This is a genomic window from Arthrobacter sp. 05T45, assembly GCF_056395875.1.
Genome location: NZ_JBFTKI010000022.1, coordinates 14803 through 28515, shown reverse-complemented (window position 1 = coordinate 28515; position 13713 = coordinate 14803). Strand labels below are relative to the sequence as shown.

Annotated in this window: 14 protein-coding genes; 6 read left to right on the top strand and 8 right to left on the bottom strand. The window is 67.3% G+C overall.

Annotated elements, in window-relative coordinates:
• Positions 1–5 precede the first annotated feature (5 nt).
• From sfnG to AC1DGD_RS17370, 3 genes are read left to right on the top strand one after another with little or no spacing between them, the layout of a single operon-like run.
• A complete protein-coding gene (sfnG, locus tag AC1DGD_RS17380) occupies positions 6–1214 on the top strand; it encodes a dimethylsulfone monooxygenase SfnG (RefSeq protein ID WP_476857654.1) in 1209 nt (402 codons plus the stop codon).
• Positions 1214–2554, top strand: coding sequence for an O-acetylhomoserine aminocarboxypropyltransferase/cysteine synthase family protein (locus AC1DGD_RS17375; RefSeq protein ID WP_476857653.1), 1341 nt, complete (start codon positions 1214–1216; stop codon positions 2552–2554). Before sfnG ends, AC1DGD_RS17375 begins: the two co-directional genes overlap by 1 nt.
• Positions 2554–3048 carry a CoA-binding protein gene (locus AC1DGD_RS17370; RefSeq protein ID WP_230011882.1) on the top strand — a complete coding sequence of 165 codons (495 nt, stop codon included), beginning with the start codon at positions 2554–2556 and terminating at the stop codon, positions 3046–3048. Before AC1DGD_RS17375 ends, AC1DGD_RS17370 begins: the two co-directional genes overlap by 1 nt.
• A gap of 144 nt (positions 3049–3192) precedes the next feature.
• On the opposite strand, the gene AC1DGD_RS17365 is transcribed toward AC1DGD_RS17370, so the two are convergent.
• The 4 genes from AC1DGD_RS17365 to AC1DGD_RS17350 all read right to left on the bottom strand — a co-directional run bounded on the left by AC1DGD_RS17365 (position 3193) and on the right by AC1DGD_RS17350 (position 6555).
• Positions 3193–4014 carry a hypothetical protein gene (locus AC1DGD_RS17365; RefSeq protein ID WP_476857652.1) on the bottom strand — a complete coding sequence of 274 codons (822 nt, stop codon included), beginning with the start codon at positions 4012–4014 and terminating at the stop codon, positions 3193–3195.
• A complete protein-coding gene (locus AC1DGD_RS17360) occupies positions 4011–4559 on the bottom strand; it encodes an RNA polymerase sigma factor (RefSeq protein WP_476850495.1) in 549 nt (182 codons plus the stop codon). Before AC1DGD_RS17360 ends, AC1DGD_RS17365 begins: the two co-directional genes overlap by 4 nt.
• Before the next feature lie 130 nt (positions 4560–4689).
• Positions 4690–5208: a hypothetical protein gene (locus AC1DGD_RS17355; protein ID WP_476857651.1), complete on the bottom strand. Its 519-nt coding sequence runs from the start codon at positions 5206–5208 to the stop codon at positions 4690–4692.
• Positions 5209–5544: 336 nt separating this feature from the next.
• The gene (locus AC1DGD_RS17350; RefSeq protein WP_476857650.1) at positions 5545–6555 is read right to left on the bottom strand and encodes a 1-aminocyclopropane-1-carboxylate deaminase; all 1011 of its coding nucleotides are present in this window, start codon (positions 6553–6555) and stop codon (positions 5545–5547) included.
• Positions 6556–6660: 105 nt separating this feature from the next.
• On the opposite strand from AC1DGD_RS17350, the gene AC1DGD_RS17345 reads away from it, so the two are divergent.
• A complete protein-coding gene (locus AC1DGD_RS17345) occupies positions 6661–7323 on the top strand; it encodes a GntR family transcriptional regulator (protein ID WP_476857649.1) in 663 nt (220 codons plus the stop codon).
• Between the two features lie 132 nt (positions 7324–7455).
• On the opposite strand, the gene AC1DGD_RS17340 is transcribed toward AC1DGD_RS17345, so the two are convergent.
• Positions 7456–8745, bottom strand: a complete 1290-nt coding sequence (locus AC1DGD_RS17340) for an adenylosuccinate synthase (protein WP_018776133.1) — start codon at positions 8743–8745, stop codon at positions 7456–7458.
• 399 nt (positions 8746–9144) lie between these two features.
• Between AC1DGD_RS17340 and AC1DGD_RS17335 the strand changes: the two genes are divergently transcribed.
• Complete coding sequence (locus AC1DGD_RS17335) at positions 9145–10353, top strand: cobalamin-independent methionine synthase II family protein (protein ID WP_476857648.1); 1209 nt, start codon at positions 9145–9147, stop codon at positions 10351–10353.
• A gap of 185 nt (positions 10354–10538) precedes the next feature.
• Positions 10539–11171, top strand: a complete 633-nt coding sequence (locus AC1DGD_RS17330) for a uracil-DNA glycosylase family protein (protein WP_028277428.1) — start codon at positions 10539–10541, stop codon at positions 11169–11171.
• 168 nt (positions 11172–11339) lie between these two features.
• Here AC1DGD_RS17330 and AC1DGD_RS17325 read toward each other — a convergent pair whose 3' ends face one another.
• The 3 genes from AC1DGD_RS17325 to AC1DGD_RS17315 form a co-directional block, all read right to left on the bottom strand.
• Positions 11340–11765: a DUF3151 domain-containing protein gene (locus tag AC1DGD_RS17325; protein ID WP_476857647.1), complete on the bottom strand. Its 426-nt coding sequence runs from the start codon at positions 11763–11765 to the stop codon at positions 11340–11342.
• A 2-nt stretch (positions 11766–11767) separates the two neighbouring features.
• The gene (gene fbaA, locus AC1DGD_RS17320; RefSeq protein ID WP_476857646.1) at positions 11768–12787 is read right to left on the bottom strand and encodes a class II fructose-bisphosphate aldolase; all 1020 of its coding nucleotides are present in this window, start codon (positions 12785–12787) and stop codon (positions 11768–11770) included.
• Positions 12788–12930: 143 nt separating this feature from the next.
• A complete protein-coding gene (locus tag AC1DGD_RS17315) occupies positions 12931–13641 on the bottom strand; it encodes a DedA family protein (protein WP_476857645.1) in 711 nt (236 codons plus the stop codon).
• Positions 13642–13713: the final 72 nt, after the last annotated feature.

Below are 13713 nucleotides of genomic sequence, written 5' to 3'. Positions count from 1 at the left end.
CACCCATGACTGAGATCAGCAACGTCGCCCGTCTTTCCGAACCGCTCAAGTTCGCCTACTGGGTCCCCAACGTCTCCGGCGGCCTGGTGGTATCCACCATCGAACAGCGCACCGGCTGGGACTTCGAATACAACAAGAAGCTGGCCAGGATCGCGGAGAACTCCGGCTTCGAATACGCCCTGACCCAGACCCGGTACGCCGCCTCCTACGGCGCGGACAAACAGCACGAGGCCACCTCGTTCAGCCTGGCGCTGCTGGCCGCCACCGAGCGCCTCAAGGTGATCTCCGCCGTCCATCCGGGCATGTGGCACCCCGGCGTGCTGGCGAAGTACATCATCACCGCGGACCACATCTCCAACGGCCGCGCCGCCGTGAACATCGTCTCCGGCTGGCTCAAGGACGAATTCACCAACTTCGGCCTCGAATGGCTCGAACACGACGAGCGCTACGTCCGCACCGAGGAATTCATCAAGGTCCTCCGCGGGCTCTGGACCGAGCAGGACTACAGCCAGTCCGGCAAGTACTACAACATCACCGACTTCACCCTGAACCCGGCACCGGTGGACGTGCCGGGCCGGGCGCACCCGGAGATCTTCTTCGGCGGCAACTCCACGGCCGCGCAGGCCACCGCCGGCCGGGTGGCTGACTGGTACTTCTCCAACGGCAAGGACCTCGACGGGTTCAAGGAGAACATCGCCGGCGTCGTGGCGGCGTCAGGTGCCGCCGGTCGCGGCACGGAAGGTGCCCTCCCCTCCCCCAAGTTCGGCCTCAACGGCTTCGTGATCGCCCGGGATTCCGAGAAGGAAGCCCGCGACACGCTCCGCGAGATCGTCGAGAAGGCGCACAAGCCCGCCGTCGAGGGGTTCCGCGCCGCCGTCCAGGAAGCCGGGGCGGCCACCAAGGACGGCAAGGGCATGTGGGCCGACTCGAGCTTCGAGGACCTGGTCCAGTACAACGACGGCTTCAAGACCCAGCTGATCGGCACCCCGGAACAGATCGCCGAGCGGATCGTGGAGTACAAGAAGATCGGCGTGAACCTGTTCCTGACCGGCTACCTCCACTTCCAGGAGGAAGTCGCCGCGTTCGGCCAGGACATCCTGCCGATCGTCCGCGAACTCGAGGCCGACCTCGCCCGCAAGAACGGCACCGAACTGGACCTGTCCCGGACCCCGGCGGCAAACGCCGGCACTACCAGCAAGCTGGTGAACGCGTAATGGCTGACCGCAAGTTCGGATTCCGCACCCGCGCGCTGCACGCCGGCGGCACCCCCGACGCCGAGCACGGCGCCCGCGCCGTGCCGATCTACCAGACCACCTCCTTCGTGTTCAAGGACACCCAGGACGCCGCGAACCTCTTCGCGCTGCAGAAATACGGCAACATCTATTCCCGGATCGGCAACCCCACCGTGGCCGCGTTCGAGGAGCGCATCGCCTCCCTGGAGGGCGGAATCGGCGCCGTGGCGACGTCGTCGGGCATGGCGGCGGAGTTCATCACCTTTGCCGCGCTGACCCAGGCCGGGGACCACATCGTGGCCGCCTCCCAGCTCTACGGCGGCACGGTGACCCAGCTGGACGTCACGCTGCGCCGCTTCGGCGTGGACACCACATTCGTCGCCGGCACCGACCCGGCGGACTACGCCGCCGCAGTCCGGGAAAACACGAAGGCGATCTTCGTGGAGGTGGTGGCCAACCCGTCCTCGGAGGTCCAGGACCTTGCGGCCCTCGCCAAGGTGGCGCACGACGCCGGCGTCCCGCTCGTCGTCGACGCCACCCTGAGCACGCCCTACCTCGTGCGGCCGATCGAGCACGGGGCGGACATCGTGATCCACTCCGCCACCAAATTCCTCGGCGGCCACGGCACCACCCTCGGCGGCGTGATCGTCGAAAGCGGCCGCTTCGACTGGGGCAACGGCAACTTCCCGACCATGACCGAGCCCGTGGCCTCCTACGGCAACGTCTCCTGGTGGGGGAACTTCGGCGAGTACGGGTTCCTCACCAAGCTGCGCTGCGAACAGCTGCGCGACATCGGACCCGCACTGTCCCCACAGTCGGCGTTCCAGCTGCTGCAGGGCGTGGAGACGCTCCCCCAGCGCCTCGACGAGCACCTGAAGAACGCCCAGGCCGTGGCCGAATGGCTGGAAGCGGACGAGCGCGTGGCCTACGTGAACTTCTCCGGCCTGCCCTCGCACCCGCACTTCGAGCGGGCGCAGAAGTACCTGCCGCTGGGTCCGGGCTCGGTGTTCTCGTTCGGCGTCAAGGGCGGCCGGGCCGCGGGGCAGAAGTTCATCGAGTCCCTGCAGCTGGCCTCACACCTGGCCAATGTGGGCGACTCCCGGACCCTGGTCATCCACCCCGGGTCCACCACCCACCAGCAACTGAGCCCCGAACAGCTCGAGGCGGCAGGTGTCCCCGAGGACCTGGTCCGCATCTCCGTGGGCCTCGAGGACATCGATGACATCCTCTGGGACCTGGACCAGGCACTGGACGCCGCCTCGGAAGCAGCAGCCCCGGATGCATCCGCAGAGGCTGAAGCCTGCACGATCGGAGCGAACTGATGAGTGTTGAAGAACGGACCTGGACCGGCCCCTCGGCGCCGGAGCGCCTGAACCTGCTGCGGCAGGCGAAGTCGATCGCGATTGTGGGCGCATCGGACAAGCCCTCGCGCGCGAGCTATTTCGTGGCCACCTATCTGCAGTCCTCCACCCGGTACAAGGTCTATTTCGTGAACCCGGTGGTGAAGGAAATCCTGGGTCAGCCGACGTATCCGTCGCTCGCGGACCTGCCGGAAAGCCCGGACATTGTGGACGTGTTCCGCAAGCACGGCGACTTGCCCGGCGTCCTGGACGAGGCCATTGCCGCCGGCGCCAAGACCCTCTGGCTGCAACTGGGCTCCTGGCACGAGGACGTTGCCAAGGAGGCCGAGGCCGCCGGACTCGACGTCGTGATGGACCGCTGCGTGAAGATTGAGCATGCCCGGTTCCACGGCGGCCTGCACCTTGCCGGATTCGACACCGGCGTCATCTCTTCGAAGCGGCAGGTCCTGGCCTAAACAGCAGGAACAGCCCAACTCGAGCCGCCGCCAACCAACCCCCCGCCAACCAACCCGTTGCGCTATCACTTTGGGTCGTTCTGAGCGCTCAGAACAGCCCTAAGTGATAGCGCAACCGGGTTAACAAAGGGCTTTAAGGGCGGCTTATGGCTGGCCGGGCGCCTTGGTCGGAACGACGCCCGGCAGGGTTGGCGTGATGTGGCCCGGAACGCGCGGCAGATCCTTGCCTGCGTTTCCGCCGCCGCCCGGAAGGTCGGGTGATCCGGGCAGCCCCGGCGCTCCGGGCCGCTGCCCGGGGGTCGGCAGGATGCCGTCGCGGCCGACGGCGGGCGGCGTGGCGGGGGGCGCGTGTCCGGCCGCCGGGGCGCCCTGGGCGCTGGAGCTGCTGGGCGTCGATGCTCCGGACGGGTCAGCACCGGGCGTGCCGGGCGCGCCGTGACCCGGCGTGGCGACAGGCGCGGGAAGGGCGGGGATGGTGGACGGCGAGGGCTGGACATGCTCGGGGGCCGGTGCGCCGCCGTGGCCCGGAGTCTGGAAGATGACCCCGACGGTGTGGCTGACGCTGTGCCGGAAGTCCTCGCTGGATGCCGCCACGGCGCCGGCACCAAGGGTCATGGCACCCACGACGGCGCCACCGACGATTGCCAGCCGGCGCTTCCGGCCGCGGCGCTCGGCCAGGCTGGTGACCCCGGCCGGCAGCGATTCATCGGCATCATTCTTCGCGGACACGACGGTGGGCAGCGCCGTCGTCGTGGCTGTGTCAGGGGCGGCGGCAAGACCGGTTGCTCCGGCTGTTCCGGCCGCGAGCAGGGCCGCGAGGTCGGCGCGGGGCGCGGGAGCGGCATCCGGGACCACGGCGCGGAGCTGTTCCAGCGCGCTCCGAAGCTCGGCCGCGGATTCGAGGCCGGAATCGCCCAGCATCGCCTGGATGGTGCCATCCTGCTGGGGGTCGCGGGTGCCGGTCATGATGCTGCGTGGTCCTTTTCGGTTACGAGTTCGCGCAGGGCACTGAGCCCGCGGCGCTGAAGCTGCTTGATGGCACCCGGCGTCTTGTCCATGATGCCGGCCACCTGTTCGATGGAAAGGTCCGCGACGATCCGCAGGACCAGAACTTCGCGCTGCTCCTCATTGAGCCTCGCGAGGGTGTCCGAGATACCGCCCAGGGATCCGAGCGCTTCGTCCTCGGCGGATGCCGAGTACCGGGCGTCGTTCAGGGGATCGTATTCGGCCAAATGCGGAGTGCGTTCTGCCCGCCGCCTGTAGTCGACCAGCCGCGCGTGGGCGACGGAGAAAATGAAGGTCCTCAGACCTGCGTGACCGCCGCTGACGCCGGCCAGCTTTGGCAGGACGTCCACGAACACATCCTGGGTCAGGGCCTCGGCGTCGTCCACGCCCCGGGCCCGGAAGTAGCCCAGCACGGCCGGGGAAATAACCGTGTACACCGCGCTGAAACCTGAAGGGTCACCAGCTAAGGCGGCTGACAATTCGTCATCGCTTAGCTGCTGTGCCAAGAGGCTGTCCTTCCGTTACTGCTGGGGTGCGGCCCCCGCAAGTCTAGCGGCCGCACCCCGGAGCCCTCCAAAGTGAGGGCTCCTTCCTTGCTTTCAGACCCGTGCCGGGTCCAGGCTAAACAGCCGGAATTTACTTGTCGTGCTGGGGCAGCTCGACCGACGTCTGGGCCGGAACAGCCGGCTGGGCCGGAACAGCCGGGGTTGCCGGAATAGCGGGGGTTGCCGGAACGCCCTTGGCACCGGGGACGGCCGGTGTCGCCGGGGTGGCCGGAACTGCGGCGTGGATGTTGGCGTTGGCGCGTGCCTCGCCGGCAGCACCCTTGACGCTGGCGTCGCCCTTGACGGTGGCTCCGTCCTTTGCGTCGGCGGAGCCGTCGACGGCACCCTCGGTGCCGTCCACGTCGGCTTCGGCGTCGCCCTTGGCCTTGCCGTCAGTCGACGGCGCGGCCGGAACTGCGGGGACGGCCGGCTTTGCCGGGAGCGTAGGCGTGGCCGGGACAGCCGGCGTGGCGGGCGTAGCGTGGCTCACTTCAGCCTGCTCGGTGCCGGACATCTGAGCGGCATTGGCCAGTCCGATGCCGGAGAAACCTCCGACTGCCAGAATGGCGGCGCCGACAGCGATCTTGGTGGTCTTGCTAACACTCTTCATTACAGACGTACATCCTTTGTTTTTTTGGTTTGAAGGCGGGCTGAGGCCTCATGGGGGCAGTTGACAGCCCACTCTCGCCAGAAAAGACTGGCCGGCGCCCATGGGGGCAGGCGCCGGCCGGCACTTACGGTGGAAGGCCAGCCGGGGTCTGGTGGGGGGTCCAAGACTCCGGCGGCGCTTACAAAGGAGTAATCGCTGGGCGGGCCCGAAAGGTTACGCACCAATCGGAAATTTCTTGATTTCTTTTTTGAGCCGGCGCTGCAGGGGCTTAACGACGACGACGGCGGGCCCCCGCCAGGGAACCCGCCGCCGCAGGAGCTTAACGACGACGCCGCGTCAGGACCGGAAGAGCCCGCTGTAGGCATTCAGGGCGACCTGGCCGCCGAGGTGGGCGTAGAGGACATTGCTGCCGGCCGGAATTTCCCGGCTTTTCACAAGGTCGATCAGCCCGGCCAGGGACTTGCCCTCGTAGACGGGGTCGGTGATCATGGCCTCGAGCGAGGCGCCCAGGCGGATGGCCTCCAGGGTGGAATCGACGGGAATCCCATAGAGGTCCCCGGCCCAGCCCTCCATGACGTTGATTTCCTCGTCCCGGAGTTCCCTGCCCAGGCCGATCAGCTCGGCGGTGTTCCGGGCGATGCGTTCCACCTGGTCACGGGTCTTCGCCAGGGTTGCCGACGCGTCGATGCCGATCACGCGGCGCGGTTTGTCCTGGCCGGCAAAACCTGCGATCATCCCGGCGTGGGTGGAGCCCGTGACGGTGCAGACGACAATCGTGTCGAAAAAGATGCCGAGCTCGCGCTCCTGCTCTTCCACCTCGTAGGCCCAGTTGGCGAAGCCCAGACCGCCCAGCCTGTGGTCTGACCCGCCGGCCGGGATCGCGTAGGGCTTGCCGCCGGCGGCCTTGACCTCTTCGATGGCGGTTTCCCAGCTGCTGCGGATGCCGATGTCGAAGCCCGCACTGTCCAGCCGCACGTCGGCGCCCATGATCCGCGAGAGCAGGATGTTGCCTACCCGGTCGGACAACGGATCGGGCCAGTCGACCCAGTTTTCCTGGACCAGGCGTGCTTTGAGACCGAGCTTCGCGGCCACCGCCGCGACCTGGCGGGTGTGGTTGGACTGGTAGCCGCCAATCGAGACGAGGGTGTCCGCACCCTGGGCCAAGGCCTCCGGGACGAAGTACTCCAGCTTGCGCGTCTTGTTGCCGCCAAACGCGAGGCCGCTGTTGACGTCCTCGCGTTTCGCCCAGATCTGCGCCCCGCCCAGGTGTGCGCTGAGCCGCGGCAGCGGATGGATGGGGCTCGGGCCAAACGTCAGGGGGTAGCGTTCGAAATCGGTGATGGCCATCGTCGGTCCTTCGCTCGCGGTGGGAAACGGTCACAGCAAATATGCAATATATTGCATTGTCGGATACGGGCTCCGGAAGGGCAAGAGGGATATACGATATGTTGCATGCCCGTACCCTCGCTCGCCGGAGTCCACAAGCGGCCGCTGCTGCGGGACAACGTCTTTGAATCGATCCGTAACGCGATCGTCGACGGCACCTTCGAGCCCGGCGAACGGCTGAAGGACGCCGAACTGGAAGCGTGGCTCGGCGTGAGCCGGACACCCATCCGCGAGGCGCTGCTGCGGCTGGAACGCGCCGGCCTGGTGGTTGCGCTGCCGGGCAAGGCGACCATCGTGGCCCCCTGCGACCCGGCGTCGACGCTCAGCACGCAGCAGGTGGTGGCGGGACTGCACGAGCTGGCCGCACGCCTGGCGGTCCCGCTCCTGGCGGAGGAGCACCTCGCCGCCATGGCCGGGGCCAACGCGCGCTTCGAACAGGCCCTGCAGGCGGCGGAGGTCGAGTCGGCACTGCGGGCCGATGACGATTTCCACGCCGTCTTTGTCGCGGTCAGCGGCAACCCGGTGCTCCGGGAACTCCTGGAACAAACCACCCCCGTCCTGCGCCGGGTGGAGCGGATGCGTTTCGGCTCCTTTGCCGCCCGGGAATCGGTGGCTCAGCACGCTGAAATCATCCGGCTCGCCCGCCTTGGCGACGCCGAGGCGGCCGCCAGGGCGTGCCGGGAGAACTGGCTCTCGCTGCGGTTCACGTCCGCGGAAGACCCCGCTTAGGACCGTTGTGGTCCCGCCTGCGCCAGGCGTGACTGCTGCCTTAACTGCGACGGCTGCGGCCTTAACCGCGACGGCGGCGACCCGCCGCCGTCGTACGTCGGTTGGTGACACGTCAGTCGGTGCCGGCCAGTGTCAGTCGTTGATGAGGTCGTTGACCACGATCGTCTGGTCGCGGTCCGGGCCGACGCCGATCGCGGAGAACCGCGTGCCGGAGAGCTTTTCCAGGGCCAGGACGTAGTTCCGGGCGTTCTCCGGCAGGTCCTCCAGGGTACGGGCGCCGGTGATGTCCTCGGTCCAGCCTTCGAAGTATTCGAAGATCGGCTTGGCGTGGTGGAACTCGGTCTGGGTCATGGGCATTTCGTCGTGCCGCACGCCGTCGACGTCGTAGGCCACGCAGACCGGGATCTGTTCGATGCCCGTCAGCACGTCCAGCTTCGTGACGAAGTAGTCCGTGAAGCCGTTGACCCGGGAGGCGTGGCGTGCCAGCACGGCGTCGTACCAGCCGCAGCGGCGGGGACGGCCGGTGTTGACGCCGAACTCGCCGCCGGTCTTCTGCAGGTACATGCCCATCTCATCGAACAGTTCCGTCGGGAACGGCCCTGCGCCCACGCGGGTGGTGTAGGCCTTGATGATGCCGATGGAACGCGAGATCCGGGTGGGGCCGATGCCGGAGCCCACGGAGGCGCCGCCCGCGGTCGGGTTCGAGGACGTCACGAAGGGGTAGGTGCCGTGGTCAACGTCCAGGAAGGTGGCCTGGCCGCCCTCCATGAGGACCACCTTGCCCTCGTCCAGGGCGGTGTTCAGGACGTAGGTGCTGTCGATGACCAGCGGGCGGAGGCGCTCGGCGAAGGACAGGAAGTACTCCACGATCTCGTCCACCTCGATGTCCCGGCGGTTGTAGACCTTGACCAGGAGCTCGTTCTTCTGGCGCAGCGAACCCTCTACCTTCTGGCGCAGGATCGAGGCGTCAAAGACGTCCTGGACGCGGATGCCGAGGCGGGCCACCTTGTCCATGTAGGCCGGGCCGATGCCGCGGCCGGTGGTGCCGATGGCGCGGCTGCCGAGGAACCGCTCGGTGACCTTGTCCAGGACCTGGTGGTAGGGCGCCACGAGGTGCGCGTTGGCGGAGACGCGCAGCTTGGAGGTGTCCGCGCCGCGGGCCTCCAGTCCGTCGATCTCCTGGAACAGGGCTTCCAGGTTCACCACGCAGCCGTTGCCGATGATCGGAATCGCGTTCGGGCTCAGGATGCCGGCCGGAAGGAGCTTGAGCTCATACTTCTCACCGCCTACGACGACGGTGTGCCCGGCGTTGTTGCCGCCGTTGGGCTTGACGACATAGTCGACGCGGCCGCCAAGCAGGTCAGTGGCCTTACCTTTGCCTTCGTCGCCCCATTGGGCTCCGACGATCACGATTGCTGGCATGGGATCCTCCCCCATTCGTTCGGGCCGAACTGCGTTTAGTGACCAGGCGGTCACCGCAGTTCAGCGCCGTTCATGAGAATGCCCCGAATCTATCGCTGTGTTCGTATCCAACGCCAGAGTTCCGGGGCTCTTACCACCCAAGTTTAGCCGAAATCGGTGCCCGGCATCGCTTTGGGTCCTTGCTTGGACGCGCCGCCTAGGTGGTGAACGCCAGGGCGGCTTCCGCGAGGAGGGCCACGCGTCCGCCGCGGCGGACGAGCCGTTCTTCTTCCTGGCGTTCGTCGTAGCTGCATCATCCACCAGCTCAGGCCCGACACATAGCGGGCACCACTTGCGGGACGGCGCGAGGTGGAATTGAGTGGGAGTGAGAATCCCGAGCGGCCGAAAGGAAACCGCGCCATGCCCCGGACCACTGACCACATCCGTGTGACCCATGCCGGCTCATTGCCCCGCACGCCGGAGCTGATCGCCGCAAACGAGGCCAAGGAAACCGACGGCATCACGCCCGAATTCCTGGACCTGCTCGAAACCTCGGTAGTGGACGTCGTCCAGCGCCAGAAGGAGCTGGGCATCGACATACCCAATGACGGCGAGTACGGGCATACGATGTCCAGCTCCGTGGACTACGGCGCCTGGTGGAATTACTCCTTCTCACGGCTCGGCGGCCTGGAACCGACCGACGTGGACCGCTGGGCCGACGCCACGGTGCACCGCTCCTCGCCCGGCCACATCGTCCTGACCTCCTTCCCGGACCGCCGGGACCGGCAGAAGTTCGATGACGCCTACAACGACCCCTCCTCCGGGATCCTGGCCCACCGCAAGGCCGTCACGCAGCCCAAGGTCGCCGGGCCACTGACGTACACGGGCCAGGAGCTCGTGGCCTCGGACGTTGCCAACCTCAAGACCGGACTGGCCGCGGCCGGGCTCGCCGAGGGGTTCATCGCCTCCCTCTCGCCCGGTTCGTGCGCCCGGGTGGCCAACGATTACTACGGCAGCGACGAGGAACTCCTCTACGCCTGCGCCGACGCGATGCGCGAGGAATACAAGGCCATCATCGACGCCGGCCTGACAGTCCAGCTCGACGACCCCTCCCTGGCCGAGAGCTGGGACCAGATCAACCCCGAGCCGAGCCTGGCGGACTACCTGAAGTTCATCCAACTCCGGGTCGAAGCAACGAACTGGGCGCTGCGCGGTCTTCCCCAGGAGCAGATCCGGCTGCATGTCTGCTGGGGTTCCTGGCACGGCCCGCACACCACGGACATCCCGTTCGCGGACATCGTCGACTCAGTCCTGCAGGTCAATGCCGGCGGCTACTCCTTCGAGGCGGCCAACGTCCGGCACGAGCACGAATGGCGCGTCTGGGAGGATGCGAAGCTTCCCGAGGGGAAGGTCATCATCCCCGGCGTCGTCTCACACGCCACCAACGTCGTGGAGCATCCGGATCTCGTGGCCGACCGGATCGTGCGCTTCGCCGAGCTCGTGGGACGTGAAAACGTGATTGCGTCCACCGATTGCGGGCTGGGCGGCAGGGTGCATCCCCAAATCGCCTACGCCAAGCTGGAGGCCCTCGGCGAAGGCGCACGCCGCGCCACCCAGCGGCTCTGGTAGCAGCACCTGGCCGGCGGGGTCCAGCCCGGCGCCGCATTTCGCGGGGCTTGATAGACTGATAAGGATCGACCAGGAATCGGTCCACACCACATTTTCAAACCACACCATTGCTCCGCATGCCCGTATTCGGCGTGCCTGCATCCGGTGTGGCAGCTTTGCCAATCCCGCAGGAGACCCAGCAACATATGACAGCCCTGGCCACCGAAAATTTCCGCGAAGAGCTTCTGAGCCGCCGGTACGAACCTAACGTCGCCCCCGTCAACGAGCTCCTTGACGTCCTCCAGGCAACCAAAGCTGGCACCGCTGTCCCCTACGTGGACCCCATGCACGACGTCGACGAGTGCCGGATCATCAGCCTGTACTCCAACATCGGCACCGCTGACGCGTCAGGCTTCATCACCGCCGGCGACGACGAAGCCGCCACCCGCATGCTGGGCATCCAGTGGAAACTCGGCCTGCGCCCCGAATTCGTCATGCCCTGGAACGTCCACCCGTGGCACGTCCCCGGCGAGCCGAACGGCAAGTTCACGCCGGACCAGATTTCCGCGGGCCTGAAGCCGCTGCTGAAGTTCCTGGCCCTCGTTCCCCGCGCCTCCGTGATCGTCGCCCACGGCACCGAGGCCAACCGCCTGGCCAACCTGCTGCTCAAGACCGAAGTGCCCATGATCTGGCGCCGCGGCCTGAAGACCTACAAGGTCCGCTCGCTCAGCGGCCGGGCGTTCGCCGGCACCCCGGCCCGGCAGGAAGAGTACCTGGCGGAGATGCACACCGCCTACGCGGACGCCATGGCCCGCACGGGCCTGGCCAAGGCCAGCTGACCCACGCACGCACAAACGACGGCGGGCTCCCACCTCAAGGTGGGAGCCCGCCGTCGCACGTTAACGCGTTAAACCGTCGCCTAAACCGCAACGCGGGGTCACTTACGGCCCATCCACCGTGGTGGGATGGACCGTAAGTGACCCCGCGTTGCGTCGTTTGGCGGCGCCTCAGCCCTCGGCTTCGATGGCCGCCTTCGCGCCGGGATCGGAATCCTTCAGGAACTTTTCGATCCGCTCCGGCTCCTCGGGCTCGCCGATCGCCGCGGACGCACGGCCAAGCGAGTAGAGGGAGCGCAGGAAGCCGCGGTTGGGTTCGTGCTCCCACGGGATCGGCCCGACGCCGCGCCACCCGTTGCGGCGCAGCGAATCCAGGCCGCGGTGGTAGCCGACCCGCGAGTACGCGTAGGAATCGATGGTGCGGCCCTCGTTCCAGGCCTCCTCGGCGAGGATGGCCCACAGGAGCGAGGAGGTGGGGTACTTCGCCACGAGGTCCACGGCTTCCTGGCCGAGCGCGAGATGCTGGTAGATCTCGCTCTCGGCAGGCAGGAGCGTGGGCTCGGGACCCATCAGGTTTTTCCGGAACTCGTCGGACATGGCTAGAAGGTCTTGCCGGTGGAGCCCAGCTGCTGGGCGGCCTCGACCACGCGGGCGGCCAGGCCGGCCTCCGCCGAAGCGCCCCAGACGCGGGGATCGTAGAGCTTCTTGTTGCCGACCTCGCCGTCGACCTTCAGCACGCCGTCGTAGTTGCGGAACATGTGGTCCACGACGGGGCGGGTGTAGGCGTACTGGGTGTCGGTGTCGATGTTCATCTTGATGACGCCGTAGGAGACGGCGTCCGCGATTTCCTTGTCCGAGGAGCCGGAGCCGCCGTGGAACACGAGGTCGAACGGGTTGGCCTTGCCGATCTTGGCGCCGACCTGCTCCTGGATGTCCTTGAGGATCTCGGGGCGGAGCTTGACGCCGCCCGGCTTGTAGACGCCGTGCACGTTGCCGAAGGTCAGCGCCGTGATGTAGCGGCCGTTTTCGCCGGAACCGAGCGCGTCGATGGTGGCCAGGGCGTCCTCGACCGTGGTGTAGAGCTTGTCGTTGATGGCGTTCTCGACGCCGTCTTCCTCGCCGCCCACGGTGCCGATCTCGACCTCGAGGATCATCTTGGCGGCGGCGGTGCGCTCGATCAGTTCACGGGCGATCCGCAGGTTTTCCTGCAGGGTCTCGGCGGAGCCGTCCCACATGTGCGAGTTGAAGAGGGGGTTGCGGCCTGCCTTGACCTCGGCCTCGGAGGCGGCGAGCAGCGGGAGCACAAAGCCGTCGAGCTTGTCCTTGGGGCAGTGGTCCGTGTGCAGGGCGATGTTCACGCCGTAGTTCTTCGCGACTTCGCGGGCGAACGCGGCAAAACCGAGGGAGCCGGCAACCATGTCCTTGGTGGCGGCGCCGGACCAGTAAGCTGCGCCGCCGGTGGAGACCTGGACGATGCCGTCGGACTCGGCCTCGGCGAAGCCGCGCAGGGCGGCGTTCAGGGTCTGGGAGGACGTGACGTTGACCGCCGGGAAGGCGAAGCCGCCCGTCTTGGCGCGGTCGATCATCTCGGAGTAGATCTCTGGGGTTGCAATGGGCATGCTGACTCCTAATGTGAATTTCGTCTGCGGGCTGGTGATCCTGGAGGGAACCTCGTCGGCTAGGAACCATCCTAGCCATTCCTGCGCCGGGGCCGTGTCTCCGGTCACGTGGCCCCTGTAACACTCGCGGCCGGGCGCTTCGGTCATGGTTCCGGGCTGCCGGAGGACTGGCCGGCGCCGGCCCCGCCGCCGGCATTGCGCCGGCCGCTGGCGTTGCGCCGGGCGCGGGCGGTGCGCCGGCCGCTCGCGGTGCGCGTGGCGCGGGCTTTCCGGATCCGCCACGTGATCACGGCGGCCACGACGACTACCGCGACCACCGCGGTGACGCCGCGTCCGGCAGATGTGGCTGCCGCTTCGTAGGAGTTCCCGGCCAGGTAACCGAGCAGGACAAATCCTGCACCCCACACCAGGCCGCCGGCGGCGTTGAAGGCCAGAAACTTCAGGTAGGGCATCCGTGAGCTGCCGGCCAGTGCGGGCATGACGGCGCGGAAAAATGCCACAAACCGGCCCAGGAACACCGCCGAACCGCCTCGGAGGCGCAGGAAATCCTGGGCCTTTTCAAGTCTGGCCAGACGCCTGTTCATGACTTTCAGACCCAGAAGTCTCGGTCCCAGGTGTTTGCCGACCTCGTATCCGGCCGAGTCCCCGATGATCGCGGCCAGCACGACCACGACCATCACGGACCACAAGGGCAGGACCCCGCGGCCGGCCACGACCCCGCCCAGAACCGCGGCGGTCTCCCCGGGGACAACGAAGCCGACGAAGAGGGCGTCCTCGGCGAAGACCAGCAGGCCCACGATGATCAGGGCCAGCAGCGGGTCTACATTCAGGACGCTGTCCACAAACCCGCTCACCGGGTTTCCGCTCCCCTGCCGAACGGGACGGCTTCATCCGACGTGCAACGGTGATGTCTTCGGTTCCGGTCC